The sequence below is a fragment of the Acaryochloris marina MBIC11017 genome (genome assembly GCF_000018105.1).
In the GTDB taxonomy this organism is placed as follows: Bacteria; Cyanobacteriota; Cyanobacteriia; order Thermosynechococcales; family Thermosynechococcaceae; genus Acaryochloris; species Acaryochloris marina.
Genome location: NC_009925.1, coordinates 767,274 through 790,450 on the forward strand (window position 1 = coordinate 767,274; position 23,177 = coordinate 790,450).

At 47.8% G+C, this 23,177-nt stretch carries 20 protein-coding genes and 1 pseudogene; 11 read left to right on the top strand and 10 right to left on the bottom strand.

Annotated features, from left to right (window positions below; genetic code table 11):
• The first annotated feature begins 149 nt into the window (after positions 1 to 149).
• Positions 150 to 3,089 carry a UPF0182 family protein gene (locus AM1_RS03510; protein ID WP_012161416.1) on the top strand — a complete coding sequence of 980 codons (2,940 nt, stop codon included), beginning with the start codon at positions 150 to 152 and terminating at the stop codon, positions 3,087 to 3,089.
• A gap of 87 nt (positions 3,090 to 3,176) precedes the next feature.
• Here the strand turns inward: AM1_RS03510 and AM1_RS03515 are convergent, their stop codons facing one another.
• From AM1_RS03515 to AM1_RS03545, 7 genes are all read right to left on the bottom strand, one after another.
• The gene (locus tag AM1_RS03515) at positions 3,177 to 3,800 is read right to left on the bottom strand and encodes a type I restriction endonuclease (RefSeq protein WP_012161417.1); all 624 of its coding nucleotides are present in this window, start codon (positions 3,798 to 3,800) and stop codon (positions 3,177 to 3,179) included.
• Between the two features lie 94 nt (positions 3,801 to 3,894).
• Entirely contained in the window at positions 3,895 to 4,857 is a 963-nt protein-coding gene (locus AM1_RS03520) for a methylenetetrahydrofolate reductase (RefSeq protein WP_012161418.1), read from the bottom strand.
• Positions 4,858 to 5,031: 174 nt separating this feature from the next.
• Entirely contained in the window at positions 5,032 to 5,577 is a 546-nt protein-coding gene (locus AM1_RS03525; RefSeq protein ID WP_012161420.1) for a DUF192 domain-containing protein, read from the bottom strand.
• Positions 5,558 to 6,265, bottom strand: coding sequence for a response regulator transcription factor NblR (gene nblR, locus AM1_RS03530; protein ID WP_012161421.1), 708 nt, complete (start codon positions 6,263 to 6,265; stop codon positions 5,558 to 5,560). The genes AM1_RS03525 and nblR overlap by 20 nt, the downstream gene beginning before the upstream one ends.
• Positions 6,266 to 6,880 carry a LapA family protein gene (locus tag AM1_RS03535; protein ID WP_012161422.1) on the bottom strand — a complete coding sequence of 205 codons (615 nt, stop codon included), beginning with the start codon at positions 6,878 to 6,880 and terminating at the stop codon, positions 6,266 to 6,268.
• Between the two features lie 98 nt (positions 6,881 to 6,978).
• Entirely contained in the window at positions 6,979 to 7,239 is a 261-nt protein-coding gene (locus AM1_RS03540) for a hypothetical protein (RefSeq protein WP_012161423.1), read from the bottom strand.
• 154 nt (positions 7,240 to 7,393) lie between these two features.
• Entirely contained in the window at positions 7,394 to 7,915 is a 522-nt protein-coding gene (locus AM1_RS03545) for a hypothetical protein (RefSeq protein WP_238549157.1), read from the bottom strand.
• 304 nt (positions 7,916 to 8,219) lie between these two features.
• On the opposite strand from AM1_RS03545, the gene AM1_RS03550 reads away from it, so the two are divergent.
• The 3 genes from AM1_RS03550 to AM1_RS03560 all read left to right on the top strand — a co-directional run bounded on the left by AM1_RS03550 (position 8,220) and on the right by AM1_RS03560 (position 10,194).
• A complete protein-coding gene (locus tag AM1_RS03550) occupies positions 8,220 to 8,762 on the top strand; it encodes an NADPH-dependent FMN reductase (RefSeq protein ID WP_010468575.1) in 543 nt (180 codons plus the stop codon).
• A gap of 183 nt (positions 8,763 to 8,945) precedes the next feature.
• Positions 8,946 to 9,863 (top strand): cation diffusion facilitator family transporter, encoded by a 918-nt coding sequence (locus tag AM1_RS03555; protein WP_012161425.1) that lies wholly within the window; start codon positions 8,946 to 8,948, stop codon positions 9,861 to 9,863.
• 25 nt (positions 9,864 to 9,888) lie between these two features.
• Entirely contained in the window at positions 9,889 to 10,194 is a 306-nt protein-coding gene (locus AM1_RS03560) for a hypothetical protein (RefSeq protein ID WP_012161426.1), read from the top strand.
• On the opposite strand, the gene AM1_RS03565 is transcribed toward AM1_RS03560, so the two are convergent.
• On the bottom strand, positions 10,191 to 11,396 hold the full coding sequence (locus AM1_RS03565; RefSeq protein WP_012161427.1) for a glycosyltransferase: 1,206 nt from the start codon (positions 11,394 to 11,396) through the stop codon (positions 10,191 to 10,193). The two genes, AM1_RS03560 and AM1_RS03565, sit on opposite strands and share 4 nt — an antisense overlap.
• Before the next feature lie 235 nt (positions 11,397 to 11,631).
• On the opposite strand from AM1_RS03565, the gene rfbD reads away from it, so the two are divergent.
• Entirely contained in the window at positions 11,632 to 12,546 is a 915-nt protein-coding gene (gene rfbD, locus AM1_RS03570; protein ID WP_012161428.1) for a dTDP-4-dehydrorhamnose reductase, read from the top strand.
• Here the strand turns inward: rfbD and msrP are convergent.
• Positions 12,523 to 13,530 (bottom strand): protein-methionine-sulfoxide reductase catalytic subunit MsrP, encoded by a 1,008-nt coding sequence (gene msrP / locus AM1_RS03575; protein WP_012161429.1) that lies wholly within the window; start codon positions 13,528 to 13,530, stop codon positions 12,523 to 12,525. The two genes, rfbD and msrP, sit on opposite strands and share 24 nt — an antisense overlap.
• A 257-nt stretch (positions 13,531 to 13,787) precedes the next feature.
• On the opposite strand from msrP, the gene AM1_RS03580 reads away from it, so the two are divergent.
• The 3 genes and pseudogenes from AM1_RS03580 (at position 13,788) to AM1_RS03590 (ending at position 17,320) form a co-directional block, all read left to right on the top strand.
• The gene (locus AM1_RS03580) at positions 13,788 to 14,714 is read left to right on the top strand and encodes a cell division protein FtsQ/DivIB (RefSeq protein WP_012161430.1); all 927 of its coding nucleotides are present in this window, start codon (positions 13,788 to 13,790) and stop codon (positions 14,712 to 14,714) included.
• A 391-nt stretch (positions 14,715 to 15,105) separates the two neighbouring features.
• Positions 15,106 to 16,194: pseudogene (ftsZ, locus tag AM1_RS03585) on the top strand (cell division protein FtsZ); the annotation flags it as partial.
• 130 nt (positions 16,195 to 16,324) lie between these two features.
• Entirely contained in the window at positions 16,325 to 17,320 is a 996-nt protein-coding gene (locus AM1_RS03590; RefSeq protein WP_269150221.1) for a ribose-phosphate pyrophosphokinase, read from the top strand.
• 26 nt (positions 17,321 to 17,346) lie between these two features.
• On the opposite strand, the gene AM1_RS03595 is transcribed toward AM1_RS03590, so the two are convergent.
• Positions 17,347 to 17,793, bottom strand: coding sequence for a DUF3531 family protein (locus AM1_RS03595; protein WP_012161434.1), 447 nt, complete (start codon positions 17,791 to 17,793; stop codon positions 17,347 to 17,349).
• A gap of 163 nt (positions 17,794 to 17,956) precedes the next feature.
• On the opposite strand from AM1_RS03595, the gene AM1_RS03600 reads away from it, so the two are divergent.
• The 3 genes from AM1_RS03600 to AM1_RS03610 all read left to right on the top strand — a co-directional run bounded on the left by AM1_RS03600 (position 17,957) and on the right by AM1_RS03610 (position 23,156).
• Complete coding sequence (locus tag AM1_RS03600) at positions 17,957 to 18,625, top strand: ABC transporter ATP-binding protein (RefSeq protein WP_010468591.1); 669 nt, start codon at positions 17,957 to 17,959, stop codon at positions 18,623 to 18,625.
• 109 nt (positions 18,626 to 18,734) lie between these two features.
• Positions 18,735 to 19,373 carry a Crp/Fnr family transcriptional regulator gene (locus AM1_RS03605; protein WP_012161435.1) on the top strand — a complete coding sequence of 213 codons (639 nt, stop codon included), beginning with the start codon at positions 18,735 to 18,737 and terminating at the stop codon, positions 19,371 to 19,373.
• 315 nt (positions 19,374 to 19,688) lie between these two features.
• Positions 19,689 to 23,156, top strand: coding sequence for an eCIS core domain-containing protein (locus AM1_RS03610; protein WP_012161437.1), 3,468 nt, complete (start codon positions 19,689 to 19,691; stop codon positions 23,154 to 23,156).
• Positions 23,157 to 23,177 lie beyond the last annotated feature (21 nt).

The following is a 23,177-nucleotide window of genomic DNA, read 5'->3' on the forward strand; positions in this document are numbered from 1 at the left end:
TGATCAATTGATCAGCCCCCATTACAACAACCGTCACTCACCCACAATATTGCGAATGATTGGGTTAAGTTACGTCTCTCTCCTAATGGGTTGATCTAGAACAGATCCTCTATGATTTGAAGGTTACATGCCAAGAGCGGTTCCTTGTGATGTCCTCTAAGGTTGTTGGTTGGTTGGTTAAAGCTCTACTCCTTGCATTGGGAGTGGTATTTGGTCTAGATCTGCTGGCTCATTTTATTGCTGAGTTTGCCTGGTTCAAAAATCTAGGCTATTTATCTGTATTTCAAACCCAACTAGCAGTCAGAATAGGACTTTGGATCCTAGCCCTCGCGAGTACTGGAGGGTATCTCGTTGGTAATTTAGTCCTAGCCCGCCGCTGGCGCTATCACCAACCCGTTGATATCGACAAAACTGAACCCGGCACTCTTAAGCTGACACAATTACTGCTGGTATTAGTGGGACTAAGCCTGTTGTTGGCGAGTCTGCTGACCCATATTGGTCAGGTGATCATCCAGTTTTGGTATCCCCCCACCGAAATTGCTACGTCCAGTTCTCAGAATCTGCAGCAGTTTACCTTTTCGGCTACGACCGATTTGCTCAAACATTGGTTGCAGATGCCCTGGCAACTTCTGTTAGTCGCTGGTTTCACAGCTTTTTTGCTCTGGCACCCTGGGTTTGTACTCGGTGCGATCGCACTTTGTCTTAGCCTAGGGCTCGGGTTAGTCGCCTCCAACCACTGGACCACCGTTTTAGCCTTTCTGCACGCTACTCCTTTCAAAAACATCGATCCGCTGTTTGGCCATGACATTGGCTTTTATGTCTTTGTTTTGCCCCTTTGGGAACTGCTGCGATTTTGGCTGATGGGGGTGACCCTTACCGGATTTATCAGCGTCGCTTTCACCTACCTTTTAGCTGGCGATAGTCTCAGTCAAGGCCGTTTCCCAGGATTCAGCCTGCCTCAGAAACAGCACCTCTATGGACTAGGAGGTGCCCTCGCCTTATCCTTGGCTTGGGGCTTTTGGCTAGACCGCTATTCCCTACTCTATTCCACCCAAGGCATTCTCTATGGGGCCGGTTATACCGACGTTACGGTAGATTTACCCACGAAAACAATTCTCTGTTTTGGCGCAGCCACCATTGCAGTCGTCTTTTTTGGGCGAGCGGTGTTTTCTCGTCCAGCTCGGCGTCCAGTTAAACTCTCCTGGATTCTCAGTTTTTATATCGGCATTGCCGTTGTGGCAGGTTTGATTTTGCCCCGAGGGGTCCAGGCCCTGGTGGTTCAACCCAATGAGCTGGCCCGAGAAGAATCCTATATCGAAAAAAGTATTCAACTGACCAGAGCGGCCTTTGACCTCGACAATATTGAGACCAAAACCTTCCAGCCCAAAGCCGACTTAACCCCCGCCAAACTCCAGGCCAATGATTCTACATTGCGCAATATTCGCCTATGGGATACACGACCGCTACTAGAGGCCAATCGTCAGCTCCAGCGCATTCGCCTCTACTATGAGTTTCCCAGCGCCGACGTGGATCGCTACACCCTTAAAACGTCCCGGCCTGCCAACCCAGACAAAGAAAGCACCACGCCCCCATCGAGCACCGAAAAACGCCAGGTGCTGGTGGCAGCTCGTGAGCTAGATTATGGCAATGTCCCTCCCGAAGCCCAGACCTGGATTAACCAGCGTCTCATCTATACCCACGGTTACGGCTTTACCCTCAGCCCTGTGAATACGGCTGAGTCTAGTGGTTTGCCCACTTACTTTGTTAAAGATATTGGTGCGGGAAATAACGAGGGAACCTTACAAACAGCAACCTCAGACATCGCCGCCAGCATTCCTATCAATCTGCCTCGGATCTACTTTGGAGAACTGTCGAACACCTATGTTATGACCCGCACCAAGGTGCAGGAGCTGGACTACCCCAGCGGTAATGACAATCGCTACAACACCTATGATGGTACCGGTGGTGTCGCCATTGGATCTTGGTGGCGACGGGGGCTATTTTCCCTCTACTTGCGGGATTGGCAAATGCTGTTTACCCAAAACTTCACTCCCCAGACGGAAGTTTTGTATCGCCGCCAAATTAAAGAACGTGTGGAAGAGCTGGCTCCTTTTCTCCGGTTTGACAGTAATCCCTATTTGGTGACCGCCAATGTCGATGTAGAAGCCTTCAATCGAACCAACAAACCCGCAGTTCCTGGCACTTTATTCTGGGTCATTGATGCCTATACCGTTAGCAATCATTACCCCTATTCCGATCCAGGCCAAGAAAGTTTCAATTACATCCGCAATTCCGTCAAAGTAGTGGTGGATGCATACAACGGCTCGGTAACATTTTATAGCGTCGATCTTAACGATCCCATCCTCAAAACCTGGCGGGAAATTTTCCCCCAGATGTTTCAGTCTTTAGCGGCCATGCCCCCCAGTCTGCGCAGCCATACCCGCTACCCCACGGATCTATTTCGAGCCCAATCCCAAAGCCTACTCACCTATCATATGACCGACCCTCAGGTGTTCTATAACCGGGAAGATCAATGGCGGGTCCCCAATGAGATTTATGGCGAGAAAAGTCAGCTCGTCCAGCCCTATTACTTGACGATGAAGCTGCCGGAAGCCGATACGGAAGAATTTATTCTGCTCTATCCCTTTACCCCGGTGCGCCGTAATAACTTGATTGCCTGGTTAGCGGCCCGATCCGATGGCGAAAACTATGGCAAGCGGCTGCTCTACCAGTTCCCCAAACGAGAGCTGATTTTTGGCCCTGAACAAATTGAGGCCCTAATCAACCAGGATCCCGTGATTTCTCAACGGATCTCTCTGTGGAATCGACAGGGGTCACGGGTGATTCAGGGAAATTTGCTGATTATTCCCATTGAAGACTCGCTGCTCTATGTGGAACCACTGTATCTAGAAGCAGAAGAGAATAGCGTACCAATTCTAGCAAGGGTAATCGTTGTCTATGAAAACAAAATTGTGATGGCCAAAACCCTAGACCAAGGGCTGGCAGGCATCTTTCAGACTAATGGACAGGATACTGAAGCTATTGTCCGCCCAGTTGATACGGAAGAGTTAGCTCCACCACCTTCATAAAGACCTGTAAGAGATGGCCTGCGGACACTAAACATCCCCCATCCCAAAACGATTGGGAGATCAACTGGCAGTCATCACTTATCCTTTTCAGCTTCGAAAGCTACCCTCTTTTAAGCCAGACAAGATCGTCGCCACTTCGTAAAGTCTATTTTGACGAGATAAAAGGGATAACGGGTCAGAAAAATCGTATATCCCATCCGCTACCTTACAAAAGATAAAATCACTGCCATTCGTGACCATGCCAAAGCTAGGTTGCTGTGGCGAAGCGCTCACATACGCTAAACATTGGGGTAAGGCCAGATCCGCTGCGAATTTCGACCGTTTAGCTTCCACCGTTAGAACCCACAAATTCTCCCGAATCACCAAGACATCCATGCGCCCTCGGTAAATTTCGTTTCGCTCCTTCACTTCAAGGCTAACGGGAACTTCAGATTGAACAAAAAAAGGTGGTTCATGAAAGCCTAAGCGCTCCAGCAGCGGAGCAACAATCGATAAAAGCACCGTACCTTCAGTTAATAGCCCCGCATTGTAATAGTTGTAATAACGCTGTTTTAAGTGATCTAAAAAAGTTTTTTCACTGTCAGCGAGTTCAATTGTTGGTAATTGCCACTCAGGGAAAAATGATACATCTGAGGTCCGGTGTAGATTCAAGCGTTCGTGCAATGCTTGAAAGCTTGAAATCGTTTGTTCGATGGCTAGTTGGGAAATCATACAGAATGCTAGCTCAGAGTAATGCCATTGTAACCAACGGAGAAAAACGAAAAACGTTGAAGCTACTTCTATTGGCACTCTAAATGGCAAAAACTCATGAGATGGTTTGAGTTTGTCTTACAGGTGTAACGCCTGCCTGCTCCAGTATTTGAGGAATCAAGTCTTCTCGACGGACCGCCATCATATGGACCCCCTGGCAGAGTTGACGGGCCTGTTGGACTTGCTCAGATGCGATCGCAATTCCTTCTTGCAGCGGATCGGTGGCTTTATCCAAACGGTTGATGATGGCATCTGGAATATTAACCCCAGGAACACAGCGATTAATAAATTGGGCATTCTTGGCAGATTTAAGCAGAAAAATCCCTGCCAAGATCGGTTTTTTGGCAGGGGTCGCAATTTCTGTCATAAATTTTTCCAGGCGATCAAAGTCAACGATTAATTGACTTTGGAAAAATTCAGCCCCCGCCATCACTTTCTTCTCAAATCGGCTTTGTAACCCTGACCAGCTCGCCAATTGCGGATCTACAGCGGCACCCACTAAGAGGTGGGTTGGGCCATCAGGAAGAGGTTTCTCATTTCCATCCAAGCCATTGTTGAGCTGTCGAATGATGTTCAACAAGCGAATGGACTCTAGATCAAACACCCCTTTTGCTTTAGGGAAATCTCCTGCCTTGATGGGATCTCCCGTCAGGGCCAAGATGTTGTGAATCCCCAAGGCATGGGCTCCCATTAGATCAGCTTGGAGGGCAATCCGGTTGCGATCACGGCAGGCCATCTGACAAATCGGTTCAATTCCCTGCTGCCGCAAGATAGCAGCAACGGCTAAAGAGCTCATTCTAAGAACTGCTCGACTACCGTCAGTAATATTAACTGCATGAACCCAATCTTTGAGGTGGAGGGCCTGGTCCAGCATATGCTGGATGGAACCACCTTTAGGAGGCATCACCTCTGCGGTCACTAAAAACTCTCCAGCATGAATTGCAGCCTGGAATCGATGTGCAATCGGGGAGGATAGCTGTTCAGATAGATCATGAACAGGAGCAATAGGAGAGGTCATAAAAGATTCACAGGTTAGCAATAAAGGGTGTCTTTATACCTAAAAAAACAGGTATGAAAAATAAATAGGTATGAAAAAAATTTAAATCAGTTTCAATACTTGTATCATCCTGGCGAGCATGCTTGCCAACCGTCAAGTTACAATCACCAGATTTTGGGGCTATTCTGCAAAATTTTACGATTCAGGGGAAACAGGCTGAATCGGGATGAGATCGCCTGTCTGAATCCCAAGCTCAGCTGCTCTTCCCCCCCGAAGCTCAATCACTTGATCAATGATTTCGCCTTGAGGTCCATAGGTCGGACAAGGAATGGATGTACAGGGTGGAGCACTGTGCTGAATCGAAATGACCTTCCCTTGGCGTAAAAAAATCATGTCCAAATCAATCAGGACATTTTTCATCCAAAAGCTGACGGTTTGAGGAGGGCTGAAGGGGAATAACATGCCACGATTATCTGCCAAACTGTCTCGGCTCATTAATCCCGTCGCTTGCTGTTGGCGAGTTTGGGCAACTTCCAGTTCCACCACGTAGTCTTTAATTTGGGCTTGGGCCGTTATGGGTAACCGTTGCCCAGGGGTTGCGGCTACCGCTACGGAGGGTTTTGGCTGGGGAGTTGTCGCCTCTGTCGCTTGGTTCAGGGGTTGACACCCCAGCATCAGGACCCCAGCAATTAGACCAAACAGGTGTAATATTCGATGTTGATTAGGCTTCTCGGAGGACATATCCAACTCCACGAACAGTATGAATAAGACGCTTTTCAGGGGCAACCTGCACCTTAAGCCGCAAATAGCGGATATAGACTTCAATCACATTCGACTCCCCCCGAAAATCGAATCCCCAAACATTTTCTAAAATTTGCTCACGGGTTAATATTTCCCGAGGATGCTCCATTAGATATCTCAACAGCTCAAATTCTTTCATGGTCAGTTCTATGGTTCTGCTTCTCCGTTGCGCACGACGGGTGGCTAAATCGAGCTGTAAATCTTGGAAACTGAGGACTTTCGATGGCAAGCCAGAATCTGATTTAAAGTACTGTCGTACCCGCTGCAATAGCACTTCCCCGGCATGAGGGCTAAGGATATAATCATCCGCTCCAGCCTCTAGGCAGACGATCCGATCCTCCCGCGAATCTTTTTCCATCAGCAGTAACAGGGGGATACTGACCCCTTCAGCTCTCAACTGACGACAGAGCTGTACTCCTGATTGTTCCGAAATTTGTTGATCAATCATGGCTAATGCAGGGGGTTGGGTTTTGCAGTGGGCGATCGCATCTTCTGCATCCCCAACCACCGTGACATAAAAGCCCTGGGCTAGAAACGTATCACGCAAGCGCCGAGATAGCTGGGGCTGATCGATCACCAGCAAAACATGGGGCAGATTCCCTGGCATCACCTGTGACAGGTCAGACATTTAGTCTTCTCGATAGGAATCATCAAACTCATCCCAGTCATCATCCACTTTCGGTCGTTGGGGTGGTTTGATCACGCGATATTCCGCATCAAAGACGGATTCTCGCTGACTGCTCTGCTGGGCAAATTCAGGATCGCGATAGCTATAAGAATAAGCCGAATCCCGTTTCTCCCAAGGAGGTGTTGGATCGTCATAGTCCTCCTCTTCCAGATAGTCAACCGGATCGTCATAGTATTCCGGCCCATCGTCAAAGAAGGAATCAGCGGGTTGAGTATTCCACTCCGTGGCAACGGGTTCATCCCAATCTGAATACCCAGAATAGTAGCTCTCCCGTTCTGTTCTTGGTTTAGCCGGACGCTTAAAGGGAGACCATTGGGCTGAAGAACGACGTCTCGCCTTGCGAGAGGGGGCAGGGGTCGCTGAGAGAATGGCAAATAAACCAAGGCTGAGGAGAGCACCGATCACAACGGCTGCAGCAATCCAAAGTCCCAGAGGTAAGGGTTGCGATCGCATTCCCAAAAACACTAGCGCTAGTGTTGGACTTTGATTTTGGAGCAGGACCGTGATCACACCCAGTAGGATACCGATCATCGTCACTATTCGAGCCAAGACCATCACAAGGACTTCCTTCCCATTGCACCTTCATTCTATTCTTTCGTTAGCGCAAGTGAACCAGCCCTATTAAACCTCTGAGATAGGGCTATTGAAGGGATTCACTGATACTTTATTTCTTCCACTAATCTTTTGAGTAACTCTTCAGGGGAGATCTTGCTGAGCTGATCAGAAAAACCGTTGATGTTGACCCGTACCACTCGCTCTAAAACAGGGGTGACGAGAACTAGTCCGGGACCATCAGCACGGTGCGGTTTCTTTCCTCGAAAAATCACCACTCGTTCCGTATATTTGCAAATGACCACGGACTTGATTATGAAAACGACTGGCACGACCAAGACCAGAATGAACGTTATTTCCATAGTGATGAAACCCGATTTATGTTGATAACGGTGTTATGGTAGCCCTCTTACCTATCGACCAATTATTCCAGATATATGGATGAGCACTTTTTTCCTACACAGATTTTTTGGCGGTACTCAAGGCTATGCCTATAGTTCGTTTGGATATTGGAGTTTACTGCGTAGTGGAATTGAGAGATTCTTTCAGATCGCCACGATCACCAATGGTAAGCGTTAAGTTGATGGGTAGACTCGGACAGCACAGGCCATCATTCTCACCATAGCCAAAACCAGATAAAACCAGAGCCTGATTTTCATAGCTCAAGGTTGTAAATAAACGATCACCTTTGCCCCCAACTCGCTTAAATGAAATGAGGCGATATTGATTAGGGGCTTTGCCCAGCTTCAGGTCTGCATTGATGCCATAGACAGCAACATATTGGTTATTGGTATTGCCACCCGCCCAGCCCCCCATACTCATCAAAACAGCAACCCCTGACTTGAATCCTAAAGATGGATAGCCAGATATTTCAACCATTTGAGATTGTTCAGGATAGAATTTGGCATATCCATCACTCAGCATCTTGCTCAAAGCAGCTGATTCTTTCGCGAGATCTTCTGGCAATGCCATCAGCTGAGTTGGGTATGTAACACTAAACATCGTCAGCAGAATCGCCACACCAAGTCTTCTCTTCATTCCTTTTCCCATCTCACAGAAAATTATCCTTAACTACTGCAACTGAATCTCTGAGACCACACCAATATCAGCCTTGGCCGCTAATCTTCCCCACCGTGCCTTTTGCTTCGATCTAATGGTCTCTCTTATCAACGCATCCCTACTCCCCCCTTGTCAGTGACCCAAAACAACCGTCATGGCTATTACGACTAGACCACCCTCCCTAGCGCCTCAGGAGGATCTATTTCTCCCGATCACGGCAAGAAAAACCAACCCAGTATTAGTTTCGTTAAACTCTGAGTAATCCTCTGTGAGTGAAATACCCATGACCAAAATTGTTGGCATTGGCGGTAGCCTCAGAACCGCTTCTTACAGCATGATGGCGCTAGAATTAGCAGCCGAGCGAGTTCAAGCCCTGGGTGCTGATATTCAAATCTTGGATCTGAGAACCATGACCCTCCCTTTTTGTGATGGTGGCAAAGACTATTCAGAGTTTCCAGACGTTCATGTCCTGCAAGAGGTCGTCACTGCAGCCGACGGTTTAATCTTGGCTACCCCGGAATATCACGGCAGTGTCAGTGGGGTGATTAAGAATGCCCTGGACTTAATGGGGTTTACAGAGCTGGGCGGCAAAGTCACTGGATTAATCAGTGTTTTGGGGGGACAGCCCAATAGCAATGCCCTTAACGAAATGCGACTAATTATGCGGTGGGTTCACGCATGGGTCATTCCAGAACAAATTGCCATTGGTCAAGCTTGGCGGGCTTTTGATGAAGACGGAAAATTAATGGATGACAAACTAGCCGAACGGTTAGATTCCTTTGCCCAAAGTTTGGTTACCAATACCCAAAAACTGAGTCAGAAATAGTATCAAAACCAACCTTAGAATCTGTATCGGAGTGGAAAAGTGGGGCAAGCCAGGGCACTATTGTTAGTGACCCATCTCGATGATGGGAAAAACCATTTTTGGGGCTGTGGGAGCTTGCAGACTATCTTCCACCACCGCCCTGTCTCACCCTTCAAACGGAACTAGCGACTCAACTTCACTTTTATGTCTAACGCGCATTCATCTAAGGTTTCAATCTATGCAGCCATGGCTGCCAATATTGCCATTGGCATCGCTAAGTTTATCGGTGCCGGAATTAGCGGCAGCTCAGCCATGTTATCAGAGGGCATTCATTCTGTGGTGGATTCCACCAATGAAGTGCTATTACTCTACGGTCTTCATAAGAGTGAAACGGGACCAGATGAACAGCATCCCCTGGGCTATGGACAAGAACTTTATTTCTGGTCTTTGATCGTTGCTGTTTTGATCTTTGCTTTAGGCGGTGGCCTTTCCATCTTTGAAGGCATTACGAGCATGCAAGTGCAGGCCCCAGCCCATGATCCTATGCTCAGCTATATCGTCTTGGCCGCCTCCGCTGTATTTGAGGGAATTGCTTTATTCGTCTCGATTCGTGAGTTTAATAAGGCCACCCCGAAAACCTCCAGTAGTTTCTGGAAAACCTTAAGCAACAGCAAAGATCCCAGCTCGTTTATTGTTATTTTTGAAGACTGTGCTGCGTTGATTGGTCTAGGGGTGGCCTTTATCGGCGTATTTATGACCGAACTGAAGGGCAATTCTATCTACGACAGTATTGCCTCCATTATCATCGGGCTATTGCTAACCGTGGTTGCCGTTGTGCTGGTTATTGAAACCAAAGGTTTACTCATTGGTGAAAGTGCTTCACCAGAAACCCGCGAGAGTATTAAACAGATTGTTAAATCGGATGATGCCGTCACTCGCATGGAGTCCCCCATCACCCTCCACTTTGGTCCCCAAGATATAATGTTGGCCATGAACATCGAGTTTAGAGATGACCTCTCTTCCGATGAGATCGAAGCGGCTACCCGCCGTATTGAGCGAAAAATCCGAGAATCCCACACAGAAGTAAAGCGTATCTTTCTAGAAGCAGCTTCTGTCGTCTGACCAGCACTATCTAGGGAGCTAGGTGATGAGTCCCCAGCCTTTCCAACCGCCAGACGAATTTGAGTCTTTACTGTCAACTCAACGCCAAACGAACGCTGATTTGGAACGAGATTTAGCTGAACTGTCAGAAGACAGTCGTCGGGCGGTAGCAGATAACCAACGGACGATGCAGAAATTTTTTGGAATTCTGCTGGTGGTTGGGTTAGCGCTGGGAGCGGTCACCGCCGTTGGGGTCGTGCATTTTATCCAGTGGTTGCGCTCGACAACGAACTCTGAACCTCAGCCACCTAATCAGAGCTGGGTAGATACCTCTAAGGGTTTTAAAATCTAGAGCCGATTTGCTGCAAATAATTGCGAGAGTTTCTCTACTTCAGTTTCTATATTGTGATCCGCAAGTACCCGTTCAGACCCAACTTGTCCCATTTCTTGGAGTTGGACTGTACTGGTGGCTAAACTAACTTGAATCGCATCCTTTAAAGCTGTAACTGACCCCGCTGGAATCAACCAGCCATGGCTAGGTTCTACTAATTCAGGGATACCTGCAATATAGGTGGAAATTACAGGACGTCTTAGGGCTAAAGCTTCCATTAAAACGACGGGTAAGCCTTCTGCAAAGCTCGGTAAAACTTTAACTTTGGCCCCTAGTAAATAGTTCCGAATATGGATACTGCTCACCCATCCTGTGATGGTAACTACCTCTTCTAAATGTACTGCGGCAATGGCGGATTCTATGGCAGCACGGGATTCACCATCTCCGACCAAAGTCAACTTAATTTCGACTCCCTCTTGGATCAACTGGGAAACAGCCTCAACCAACAAAAGTTGTCCCTTTGCAGGACAAAGACGGCCAATACAAACGATATGAGGCGTTTCTGGCAACGCGGTAGGGGGTTGATGCAGAAATATTTGATCTAATCCACAGCGAACAATGTGGATTTTAGACCAATGTTGAGGGTTACTCCAACGATAGAGTTGGCTTTGGCCAAAGGAGCTAACTGCCACCACAAAATCAGCACGGGCAACCTTGGTCGCTAAGTGAAGAATCTGGGGTTTATCAAATTCGTCGGGCCCGTGCACCGTAAAGCTATAGGAAGGTCCACCCAAGGCATGACACAACATGGCGACGGCAGCAGGGTTCGTGCCGAAATGGGCATGAACATGGTCAACCCCTGCAACGCCTAGCCAAAACAGGAAAACACTTGCTTCTGCCAAGTAGATAAAGTGCCGCCACAAGCCACGATCAGAATGCCAACCAATCTTAAGGGTTAACCCCAGAGCTTTAACAAAGGCAAGGGGGCGGCTAAACATGACCCAAATCAATGCTAAAACAAGTCCTAAGACGCCAACGGACAGCAGGACTTGAGTCTTATCTAGCTCTGCCACATCATCAGGATCGATGAGCTGATCAGGACAGGGACGAATGGAATAACGGCGAATATTCAACCCCTGTGCTTCTAAGGCCAAAATTTCACGGCGAATAAAGCTATGACTGACCTTGGGGTATTGATTAATCAGATAAGCAACCGTAGTCATAATTGGGTCGGCAATGGTAGTCCTAGACTACCCTGGGTAGCAATTTTTCTTGCGCTGCGTATGGGGATGAACGGTCTGAAGTAACATCAGCTCCAGCACCTTTCACTCACATACTACTGCGGTGGAGAAATATCACGTAGTGATTTAGATCTGTATCTTCTTCTTTGAAGTGGCTAATAGATATCTACTCTTTGAACAAGATAGGATCCGTGTTAGTGCACGATAGGAATTCCCCATGGCAAAGTCCCGCATTCTCCTGCTTGGTGCGCAAGGACAATTAGGCCAAGAATTACAAAAAACGTTGCCAACGATGGGTGAACTGATTGCTGTGGGAAAAGAGACGGTCGATCTGGCTGTCCCTGAACAATTACACGAAGCGATCCTACCCGTTCAGCCAGACATTATCGTTAATGCCGCAGCTTATACGGCGGTTGACCGGGCTGAGTCAGAGGTTAAATTAGCTCATACAGTAAATCAAAAAGCCCCTACAGTCCTAGCCGAACTCGCCCAGACATTAGGTGCGTTACTCATCCATATTTCGACAGACTATGTGTTTGATGGAACTCAAAGCCATCCTTACACTGAATCCGATGCTCCCCATCCTCAAAGTGTCTATGGCCATTCAAAATGGCAAGGAGAAGAGGGCATTCGCCAAACCTGGGATCAGCATATTATTTTACGGACGGCCTGGGTTTACGGTACCCAAGGCAAAGGTAATTTTGTGAAAACGATGTTGCGACTCGGCAGGGAGCGATCAGACGTTCGGGTTGTGGATGACCAAGTTGGCACGCCCACATGGGCCAAGGAGATTGGAGACGCGATCGCATCCCTGATTCACCACTGGTCCACCTCGGATCCGGTCACCCAAGCAGAACTGTATGGCACCTATCATTTCACCAACCGTGGAGTCGCCAGCTGGTATGATTTCGCCGTTGCCATCTTTGCTGAAGCCCAAGCTCTGGGTGTTCCCCTTCAAATCGAACGGGTCATCCCCATTACCACGCCGGAATATCCGCTACCGGCCCCAAGGCCAGCCTATTCTGTCTTGAGCAATTGCAAAATTACCCCCATCCTGGGGCAACCTGCCCCCCATTGGCGACAGTCTTTACGCCAGATGTTGCAGGAGCTAATTCAAGACGCCTCCATATAATGGAGCCACTTCAGGGTAGCCGTTATAAATTAACGTGGGCTGTCGTTCCCATACGGCTGGATGCACCCCAGTGCCAATCAAACGCTCCTCCGCTTGAGACCAACGAGGATGGGGAATATTCGGGTTGACATTGGCTTCAAACCCATATTCATCCGGCGCTAAGGTATTCCAAAAGGTGGGGGGCTGAAAGTTCATAAACTCAATTTTAACAATGGATTTCGCACCCTTGAATCCATATTTCCACGGCGTAACCATGCGGATCGGTGCCCCATGCTGTTTCGGCAAGAGATGGCCATAAATCCCCACCGCAAAAAACGCTAAGTCATGGGCCATTTCATCAATTCGCAAGCTTTCTGTGTAGGGCCAGGGCAAACCGCTGGAATCCGTAAACCCGCCGGGGCCAGGGGTGACCTGGGGATCGTAGTAAGAGGTAAAGCGCACAAACTTGGCATTGGATTTGGGTTCGACGTCTTGCAGTAGCGATCGCATCGGGAATCCCAACCACGGCACCACCATGGCCCAAGCTTCTACACATCTAAATCGGTAGATCCGTTCCTCTAGGGGGAATTTCTGGGTTAAATCATCCAAATCATAGGTCTGAGGCCGATTTACCAGCCCCGTCACCTCCAACTTCCAAGGATCCGTCGGCAGCGCTTGAGCCGCTTGCCAAATATCTTTTGTCCCGCCAAATTCATAGAAATTGTTATAGCGACTCGTTTTCGCCTCTGGCGTCACCGTCAATCCCTGTCCAGAATAGATGGGAGACCGTTTGACATTAGGAAGCTGGCCTTGAGGTAACGTTGCCTGGAGGTCCGGCTCAATCTCGCTATCTGACCGAGAACAACTAATGCTGGGAAAGACGGTTGCACCAATGCCAAAGCCAATCATATTTTTTAGAAATCGTCGCCGATGCCAATAAGCCGTTTCTGAAGTGATCGGCTGCGATTCGATCTGCCAAGGCTTAGGAATGCGAATAAGAACCATGAAGTGAACCTGATAGCGGGATATCTGTATCTTTCCCGTTCGCTGCAGTACTTCAACTACCAACGGGCATCAACCCCGGACCTCTAGCTTAGCGAAGTCAGAGAGCCTGGCGAATCTCCACCATAATCGCTATGCTCTTGCCAGCACGAATCAGGCAGTTTTTAATTGAAAAGATGCCCTGAGCATTCGTTTCATCCAATGGTTCCGAAGATCATCCATAGTCTTCAAGTGTCCAGCCACTCTAGTCTTTGAGCAACATGACTGATTCAACCCCCGAACCTCAAATCGTCAATATCAGAGATCGACAGCAGCAGCTCATTCGCCAGCGCAAACAAAAATTTCGGCGCGGTGCTTGGCGGACATTGATCATCTTAGGCATGACGGTAGGATTGGGATGGGCAGTCTGCCAACCCGAATGGCAAATTCAACAATCGAATCAAGTCACCCTAACGGGGAATGAAGCCATCGACAGCCAGACCCTGGAACACCTGATGGTGCTACAGTTTCCGACTTCTCTGATTCGCTTTCAGCCTCAAACCTTGATTGCTCAGTTGAAAAACAACGCCCATGTTAACCATGTGATTGTGACGCGGAAGCTGTTTCCTCCTAGGGTAAATGTGGTCGTGCGAGAATTACCCCCGGTGGCCATGACGGAATGTAAAGGATGCACCCTCGTCCTAAAGCCCGGTCAAGCTGATTCCACCACCTTGGGGCCGGCCAATGTTTGGTTATTAGATCAGCGGGGCGTCGTTCTACCCGCTGATAGTTATCCCAAACTGGAAAAAGCCCATCAACTTCCCAAACTCACCTTAAAAGGCTATTTACAACCTGAAGCCAATGAGGACACTTCAGACAATCCCCCTGTCGATTCAGCGACGCAACTTGTTTCAATTGACCGTCAAAAACAACAACAATGGCAGCAGATGTATGCCTCAATGGAGACGAGTCCCGTTCAGATTAAACATCTCAATTGGGAAAACCCGAATAAACTGATGCTGACCACCAAATTGGGCCAGATTCATATTGGTCCATTTAGTGACAATTTTGATCGGCAACTTCAAGCCTTAGATGAAATGCGAACATTGCCTAAATCTGTCGATCCGAAGCAGATTGTTTATATTGACATCCAAAATCCTGAAAGTCCCGTTCTAGAATTGCGGAAACCATCCCCACCTAGTTCTTAACCTTAAGAAAAACTTCTGTTTTTCAAAAACCCAGTGAAATAGGTTTTTACCCGTCAGAATCAATAGGTTTACAGCCAATACCGCCCAATTGGTTTTTGGAGGAACTTGTCCTATAGTTGAGTAACGAAGATCGCCCATCCTTTTTTGCTGTTCATAACTAGTCAAAATGACGCCTGCAGATCAAACCTTTACAGATTCCCTATTCACGAATGAAAATGATGACCGCCTCAATGGTGGGCCTGTGGATCAATTAGGGGGAACGGGGGAAAGTTCTGACGCAGGGTCTCAGGATAGTTTAGAGAATATTTTTGACTTTGAAGATAGCGCTCCCCCCTCTGCACCCCGTAAGGATGTGAGTATGGAAGACGACAATATTGTTCGACATGGTGCAGCCACCATTAAAGTGATTGGGGTTGGCGGCGGTGGCGGGAATGCCGTTAATCGAATGATCGCCAGTAACGTCTCAGGGGTAGAATTCTGGTCGATTAATACAGATGCCCAATCCTTAACTCAATCCTCTGCAGCAAAGCGTCTTCAGGTCGGCCAAAAGCTCACCCGTGGTCTCGGGGCAGGCGGCAACCCTGCCATTGGCCAAAAAGCAGCAGAAGAATCTCGCGATGATATTGCTGCAGCCCTAGCCGGTTCTGATCTAGTCTTTATTACTTGCGGCATGGGAGGGGGTACTGGAACCGGTGCAGCTCCGATTATTGCTGAAATTGCCAAAGAAATGGGGGCCCTCACGGTTGGTGTGGTCACCCGTCCCTTTACGTTTGAAGGACGTCGCCGCAGTCACCAAGCCGAGGAAGGCATTGCTGCCTTGCAAACTCGGGTGGATACGCTCATTATGATCCCCAACGATAAGATTCTGTCGGTGATCGCTGAACAAACCCCTGTGCAGGAAGCCTTTCAGACTGCAGATGATGTTCTTCGGCAAGGTGTACAGGGCATTTCCGATATTATTAATGTCCCCGGCTTGGTGAATGTGGACTTTGCAGACGTCAAAGCGATTATGGCCGATGCAGGCTCAGCCATGATGGGCATTGGTGTGGGATCGGGTAAATCTCGGGCGAAAGAAGCTGCGATCGCAGCCATTGATTCTCCCCTATTAGATGCCTCAATTCGAGGAGCGAAAGGAGTGGTCTTTAATATCACTGGTGGCCATGATTTATCGCTCCATGAGGTGAATACCGCAGCCGAAACCATCTACGAAGTCGTCGATGCCAGTGCCAATATTATCTTCGGTGCTGTCATTGATGAGTCCCTTCAAGGTGAGATCAAAATGACCGTGATTGCCACGGGTTTTTCCAGCGATGCCGGGACTCCACCTCGTAAATCAGAAGCAAAACCCAAAGCAAAAGCCGCCACGCCCACCCAACAGCAAAAAGCAGCCCCCAAAACCGTCACTCAGCGGCCTCCCACTCGAGGGGGAAATCTCGATATCCCCGATTTCCTACAAAAGCGTCGTCCAGGTCGTTCCTAAGCTTTTTTACCTAGTACTTGAGGGATATTAGGATCCCTCGGAGGAATTTAATTAAAACTCACAATTTTCAACCGTACTAAGGGCAATTCTGGATGCTAAGATTGCCTAGAATGTGTTTTGGGGACTCGTAGTGATCCGTCCTGCAACTCTAACTCTGCAACCTCCTCTGCCTCTGGTTGCTGAGAATAATCGGCTGAAAATCTTCTCCGGTTCTGCCAATGTTTCCCTGGCCCAAGAAGTGGCTCGCTACCTAGGCGTTGATCTGGGCCCCATGGTTCGCAAGCGCTTTGCTGATGGCGAACTGTATGTCCAAATTCAAGAATCAATTCGGGGTTGTGATGTCTATTTGATCCAACCCACCTGCCACCCCGTCAATGACAATTTGATGGAATTGCTGATTATTATTGATGCCTGTCGACGGGCTTCTGCCAGGCAAATCACGGCAGTGCTGCCTTACTACGGATATTCAAGGGCCGATCGGAAGACAGCCGGTCGAGAATCCATTACGGCCAAGTTGGTCGCCAACTTAATTACCCAAGCAGGAGCCAGTCGCGTTCTAGCGATGGATTTACACTCCGCTCAGATTCAAGGCTATTTTGATATTCCGGTGGATCATGTTTATGGGTCTCCTGTACTCTTGGAGTACTTGGCCCGCAAAAAATTGCCTGACCTAGTGGTTGTTTCCCCTGATGTGGGGGGCGTAGCTAGAGCCCGTGCCTTCGCTAAGAAACTAGATGATGCCCCATTAGCCATTATTGATAAACGCCGCCAAGCCCATAATGTCGCCGAAGTGATGAACGTGGTTGGTGATGTCAAAGGGAAAACGGCTGTATTAGTGGATGACATGATTGACACGGCAGGCACTATCTCTGCTGGAGCCAAACTACTACGAGAAGAAGGGGCTCGCCAGGTTTATGCTTGTGCAACCCATGCCATTTTCTCCCCCCCTGCCGTTGAGCGCTTATCTGTAACGGGGCTGTTTGAAGAGGTATTGGTGACTAATACCACCCCGATCCCCCCAGAGCGTCATTTCCCCCAACTGCGAGTCTTATCCGTGGCCAGTCTTCTAGGTGAGACCATCTGGCGAGTCCATGAGGACAGTTCTGTGAGCAGCATGTTCCGCTAGCCGCTAGATTCGTTTGAATGTTTTGTTTAAGGCTCTTGGTAGAACCGATCCCGATGTTCTGGCAGGGGCCAATCTTCATTTTCGCCCCCGATCAATAGCTGCTTAATTTCGATAAACTCTGTGTTGAATTGCTGCAAGGCATTGAGTAGGACATCTAGTGCGATCGCATCGCTAGTACCCAAATCAAACCAGCACCGTGCCCAGCAGCCTTCATACTCAATTTCCCCCATATTGTGCATCAGAGCCATCAGATTGCCATCTTTAGCTTCTACTTCATACTGGAGATAGCTCAATTCATAGCCAGCATCTTGCACTTGCAAATTCTCGGCATTAAATCCCCCCAATTTCCCTAGAAAAAACCAGGAATCAAAGACTTCTTCTAAGTATTGTTTTTCTTGTTCCGACAAGACGGTTTCAAATTCTAGCCAAAGCCATAAATCAAAAGAATTAAATTCACAAAACTGAATGTTCATAGACTGAAAACAACACGACGAGCCAGAAGATTAACAAGAGTCGCCTCTTTGTCCCCTAGGGTCAGCAAGTAACATCTTCCCGATTGGGCATGCTGATATAAAGGGGAATGGTACAACCCTCAAACCTGCTCCTGATTGTAGTTGATTGCATTACGCTAAAAGAATGCTTCGATTAAAACAACTCCTTTATCATCCAGCGGCAACTTCAACTGCAATTCTCAAGGCAGTCACTTTGGAACTCCCGCCTCAACAGCTGGGACTAGTGATTGGTCCAAGCGGTTCTGGGAAGAGTACCCTGCTAGAAATAGTGGCTGGCTTAGCGGCACCGACCTCCGGTGACCTCTATTGGCGTCAGCAAGAACTCAAACCCAATAATTTGCAGCAGCTAGCTGGTCTAGTCTTTCAATTCCCAGAACGGCATTTTTGCGGGGGCACCATTCTGGAGGAATTACGCATTGGTCACCCCGAACTAGGATCAGAACAGGTCCATCAAGCCCTATCGGAAGTAGGGTTAGGGGACTTGTCCCTCTTTACTTCTCCACAATCCTTGAGTGGTGGTCAACAGAGGCGTTTGGCTTTGGCAGTCCAGTTAATTCGTCAGCCTCATCTTCTACTTCTAGATGAGCCCACCGCAGGCCTCGATTGGTCTATGCGACAGCAGCTGGTGGCCCTGTTAGGAAAACTCAAACAGCATTGGAGTTTATTGATTGTTACCCATGATCCGGCAGAACTCGTCAGTATTGCCGATCGATGTTGGACTTTAAACCAGGGGCAACTGGCCACGGTCGATCCGGCTTCTTTACAAGCGAAGACCTCGGTGGCATCCCTATAGAATTTTTATGGGTCAGAGCTTAATCTGTTCACAACCCCGAATTTACCTGTGCTTTAGCACTATCTCTTAGTCTGTAGTCAGATCACTACACCTCATTCATTGCTAATAGATGCTGCAAACTCAGGTATCCGTGTCGCCAGCTCCAACCGATTGGCGTCAAGTCTTTGAAGAAGCTTATCAGGGACGACATACATATGACTTCAAAAGTGGAAGCACTATACCCATGGGACCGCAGGACCTATGGATTGTTTGTCGAGGAATTGTGCAATTAGGGACCTTGTTCGCATCTGGTGATGAAGCTGTTTTAGGTTTTGTCTACCCAGCAATGCCCTTTGGTTTGCCCTTAACACAGCTGAATCCCTACGAAGCGTTCGCCCTGACTGATGTTGTTCTAATGCGTCTCAATCAGGTGGAGCTAGAAAGTTCCCCATTATTAGCCCAGGGTGTTCTCCAGCAATTGAGTCGGCGATTGCAGCAAACCGAGGCCATCTTAGCGATGATCAGCCAACGACGGGTATACGATCGCTTAGTGCAGCTGTTATTGATGCTGAAACAGGAAGTAGGACATGTAACGCCGGATGGTGTGCGTTTAGAGGTGCGCTTGACCCATCAACAGCTCGCTAACCTGCTAGGCACAACACGAGTGACGATTACCCGATTGTTAGGACTGTTGCGTCAAGAGGGATGGCTAACCATTGATCGAACTCGGCACTTTGTCATTGCTGATGCCCCCTCTGAAAGCCTGTAGGTAGCCGCCCATCCCAATCTTTGCTGGATGGCTTCTGATCCAGACGCGTTGCTTGTTCCAAAGCCCCTTTCTCTTTGGCTCGTTGGTCATAGGGGTGGAGCTGTTCAAGTATCTATCCTGTCAATAAGCACAAATTATCGAGGGTCACTCCCCACATCAGCATATCGATGCACCAGGTTTGTTGGGCCTGTTCCAGACAAGGGGGGTGACCTACTAAGGTGGACATCTCTTCCGTCCCATCTCATTGTATGAAAGGCGATAGGAGCTTATATTCGAGAGAGAATATCAGTGCCTGCTTGAATAGGGAAGCTTGTAATGAGAACTCATCAATACGTTCATAAGAAACGAGCCGCCCAGTCTTCCTATAACCCTGTTCCTCGATCTTCTAAAGTTCAGTCTTCAGTGCAGCCTCCGGCAATTCAAGCCAAGTCGAATGAAGAGGGTTTAGCTGAACATGCTGAGCGGTTGAGAAAGTTCCAGCGGCTGGGTACTTCAATGATACAAATGGGTCCACCCAGACTCGGGAATGATGAGTCCAGTCCATTACACCCAAAACCCTGGCTTCAACGGAAATTGACGCTTGGGCAGCCAGGAGATAAGTATGAACGAGAGGCAGATCGGATTGCATCTCAAGTAGTGCAAACCATAAATCCCCCTGCTTCAAAAGAAAACATTATTAGGCAGTCGATTCAGCGCGAGAACGACTTAGAAGGGGTAATGTCCGCGAAAGGCTTTCAAGCTGCTATCCAGCGAAAGCAAGCAATAGCAGGTGGAGAAGCATCATCGGATTTAGAGTCTGCTATCAATAAAGCGAGAGGGAGTGGACAACCATTGAATGCAGGGTTGCAACAGTCAATGGGTCAGGCGATGCGTGCAGATTTTAGTGGGGTAAGAGTACATACAGATACTCAGTCAGACCAGTTAAATCAATCGATTCAGGCTCAGGCATTTACGACGGGGCAAGATGTTTTTTTTCGACAAGGGGCATATCAGCCTGAAAATCAAGCAGGGCAGGAGTTGATTGCCCATGAGTTGACCCATGTCATTCAGCAGAATTCTGGAGCGGTGAGAAGGCAACGTCAGTTTAGAAAAAATGATGAACTGCTGCATGGTCAATTTGAGGCAAACGTTAAACCAATGCAGCTTCAACCCAATGGTCAATCTACTGATCTCCAAAAGGTTACGCCTGAGCAGAGGAAAGGTCGCCTGGAAGACTTAAACAACATCGATCTGTCAGATGTACAAGTCCTACAGCAAAGGCAAGGGCGAATAAACCCCATAATGCAGACCCATTACCCTGCGGCAGAGGGAGAGGCCAAATTTATAGAGGCAAAAACAGACCTTATTCAAGGATTTACCCCTTCTGATCGGCCCTTCTTAAAAACTAGCCCTGATATGGTGCAGATGGACCGTAAAGAAAAAGTCGATCTTCTCAACCTGACAGTCGGAGAATTCGAAACCCATCGGAAGGCTGAGCAGATGGACTGGGCCAACGTGAAGAAATTTACAAAAAAAGAACGCAACACCATCTGGCAAATTATCGACTGGCGGCTGAACGGCTTAGACCCATTCATACTCAAGGATGTCGTTGACAAAGGTAAAAATAGTATAAAAAACCTCCGTAATATGAAGGCCTATTGTGACGGACTCAATGGCGAACTTAATGGGCAGAAAACCGTTCGACTGGCACCACAGACTACATTGGAAAAAGCCATCTACTACGGACACTGGCTTCAAAAAATTCATGGTCTCCTTGGGAAACGAACCGAGCTTGTTGTACCGACGAATGTATTCACTCAGTTAGTTGACACTGATTCTGGCAAAGTTGCTGAGGCTTTCATCAAGTACTTCAATGAGATGAATCCCAACCTACAAACCCCTTCGGGCAAAGAAATTACATCTTTCATCAAACTTATGCATGAAGAAAAAGCCAAGATCGGGGATTACAAGAACGTTCTAAAAGACATTCGAAACTTTCATAAGTTTCCCAAGGAATCGCTTGATAAGCTAAAGGCTGATCTGTCCGTAAAGGACAAACCACTAACTCTTATTTTGCATTCTCTTTACGATCATAATGGCGCTTTTATTCGCCATGAGCATGTTAACAAGGTCATCAAAAACGACAAAATTAAGGTTTATCTCATTGAGGGTCATGCTATAGAGAAGGTAAAATCTCTCATCCGTGGTGGATTCCAAGAACTAGCGAAGAAGTATGGCCTTGACGGCAAAATCACTCAGGTTATGGCCGTTGGTCACGGTGAATCTACCGAGATTGAATTCGCTGGTGGCGGTACAGAAGTTACTGAAGACGGGGGCAAGACGTCGATCGATCAGAAAGATGTAGTTCCGATAGAATTAGAAGGAACAAACGCGCGTGTCTTTGCCCTGTTCTTTGAACAAATTTTCGCCAACATGGAAGAGAAGAAGGGGCTGAAGCCCAAGGTGTTGTTGCGTGCTTGCCTAAGTGCATCGAATGAGGTTGACGAGAATAAGCTTAAGGAGTTGATGAAAAAAGAGAACATCCTTGATCTTGATGCGGTGGTTGATACAAAAACTGCCGAAAATCAGGAAAAGATTCGAGAAGGCATTAGGAAGTACATTGAGAAGCATGGAAGTCTTGCCACAAAATTGGGCGACCAAGCCAAAGGGAGAGCGGAGGTTCTTGGAGCCCAGTCCTCAATTACATCAGTTGATACAGGTGCAATCAAAGAAGATACTGGCGAGTTGGATTTTATTACACTAGCTGATCCTCATGTTGCTGGCCCAAAACTCACTTATGTTCGTCATGGTAAAGAGCCTTCTGGTGCCCTTAGAGCAGTTATTGAGAGCTGGGCAAACGATCCAGTTACTTGCTTCGCAGAAATGCAGGACCGCATTGATACGGTTCTAGTTAACAGTCATGCAGAGTTCATTATTAACCTTCTCTACCATACATTACTAACCCAGTATAAGAGTGACATCCTTACAGCAAACAAGTTCACTAAAACAGCCCATGTGCTTATGGGTGTCTTAGAAGGTAAAGATGGCTGCCGCTCTGCCAGACTGGCTGCGGATGATATGAGTAAAAAGCACCGTGACGCTTTTTATCCGTTGCTTATTACACATATTACACAGTTTGGGAATGATGCTAGGCCAAAACTTGTGATCTACCAGGACTGGATGCTTCATAATGACACTAAGCGCAATAACTTTATGGCGATGCTGGGGATACCCGGCTGTACAAGAACCATAGCCGACAAATACCTTGATTTCGCACTCATCAAGGACTCAGTTGAAACTCTCGTAAAAATGACGGCAGCTCCCATGAAGGCTCGGGTTTTGCTGGCACTATGTGGCTTGATTCGTCAGAACCCAATCGAGTCTTGTAAAACCTTTCTTTTGACTCAAGTTAAAGGGGACAACTCCTTAAAGAAAAGCATTACTGATGAGTTAGATGGTTATTCAGTATCTAAGCTTCGTGACAAACTCGACTTAGAGGAAGAAATCGCGCAACCTGACTCAACCGCTGCCCATCCCAAAAATGTTGGTGGTGAAGGCGAATTTCACGTTAAGCCGATTAAAACAAAAGTTGAAAAAATAAAAAAAAGCACCCGTAAAAACCAGGCTAAATCACGCATTGAGCCTCGTCAGGATGCCAAAGTCGCGTTAACGCTAACCCAAAAGAAGAACTACCATATTGTTGGTGAAGTCGTGAACACTGATGACACTAAAACGGGGTGGTATATGCTCAGGTTGAGTGCCGGGAAAATTGCCTATATCGAGCAGAAGTATTTTAGCAATTAGCAACGGTGATTTTAGGCCAAT

What these genes read in the sequence shown, in the direction of transcription:
- AM1_RS03510 (WP_012161416.1), top strand. Translation starts at nt 150, where the DNA reads ATGTCCTCTAAGGTTGTTGGTTGGTTGGTTAAAGCTCTACTCCTTGCA.
- AM1_RS03515 (WP_012161417.1), bottom strand. Translation starts at nt 3,800, where the DNA reads ATGATTTCCCAACTAGCCATCGAACAAACGATTTCAAGCTTTCAAGCA.
- AM1_RS03520 (WP_012161418.1), bottom strand. Translation starts at nt 4,857, where the DNA reads ATGACCTCTCCTATTGCTCCTGTTCATGATCTATCTGAACAGCTATCC.
- AM1_RS03525 (WP_012161420.1), bottom strand. Translation starts at nt 5,577, where the DNA reads ATGTCCTCCGAGAAGCCTAATCAACATCGAATATTACACCTGTTTGGT.
- nblR (WP_012161421.1), bottom strand. Translation starts at nt 6,265, where the DNA reads ATGTCTGACCTGTCACAGGTGATGCCAGGGAATCTGCCCCATGTTTTG.
- AM1_RS03535 (WP_012161422.1), bottom strand. Translation starts at nt 6,880, where the DNA reads ATGGTCTTGGCTCGAATAGTGACGATGATCGGTATCCTACTGGGTGTG.
- AM1_RS03540 (WP_012161423.1), bottom strand. Translation starts at nt 7,239, where the DNA reads ATGGAAATAACGTTCATTCTGGTCTTGGTCGTGCCAGTCGTTTTCATA.
- AM1_RS03545 (WP_238549157.1), bottom strand. Translation starts at nt 7,915, where the DNA reads ATGAAGAGAAGACTTGGTGTGGCGATTCTGCTGACGATGTTTAGTGTT.
- AM1_RS03550 (WP_010468575.1), top strand. Translation starts at nt 8,220, where the DNA reads ATGACCAAAATTGTTGGCATTGGCGGTAGCCTCAGAACCGCTTCTTAC.
- AM1_RS03555 (WP_012161425.1), top strand. Translation starts at nt 8,946, where the DNA reads ATGTCTAACGCGCATTCATCTAAGGTTTCAATCTATGCAGCCATGGCT.
- AM1_RS03560 (WP_012161426.1), top strand. Translation starts at nt 9,889, where the DNA reads ATGAGTCCCCAGCCTTTCCAACCGCCAGACGAATTTGAGTCTTTACTG.
- AM1_RS03565 (WP_012161427.1), bottom strand. Translation starts at nt 11,396, where the DNA reads ATGACTACGGTTGCTTATCTGATTAATCAATACCCCAAGGTCAGTCAT.
- rfbD (WP_012161428.1), top strand. Translation starts at nt 11,632, where the DNA reads ATGGCAAAGTCCCGCATTCTCCTGCTTGGTGCGCAAGGACAATTAGGC.
- msrP (WP_012161429.1), bottom strand. Translation starts at nt 13,530, where the DNA reads ATGGTTCTTATTCGCATTCCTAAGCCTTGGCAGATCGAATCGCAGCCG.
- AM1_RS03580 (WP_012161430.1), top strand. Translation starts at nt 13,788, where the DNA reads ATGACTGATTCAACCCCCGAACCTCAAATCGTCAATATCAGAGATCGA.
- AM1_RS03595 (WP_012161434.1), bottom strand. Translation starts at nt 17,793, where the DNA reads ATGAACATTCAGTTTTGTGAATTTAATTCTTTTGATTTATGGCTTTGG.
- AM1_RS03600 (WP_010468591.1), top strand. Translation starts at nt 17,957, where the DNA reads ATGCTTCGATTAAAACAACTCCTTTATCATCCAGCGGCAACTTCAACT.
- AM1_RS03605 (WP_012161435.1), top strand. Translation starts at nt 18,735, where the DNA reads ATGCTGCAAACTCAGGTATCCGTGTCGCCAGCTCCAACCGATTGGCGT.
- AM1_RS03610 (WP_012161437.1), top strand. Translation starts at nt 19,689, where the DNA reads ATGAGAACTCATCAATACGTTCATAAGAAACGAGCCGCCCAGTCTTCC.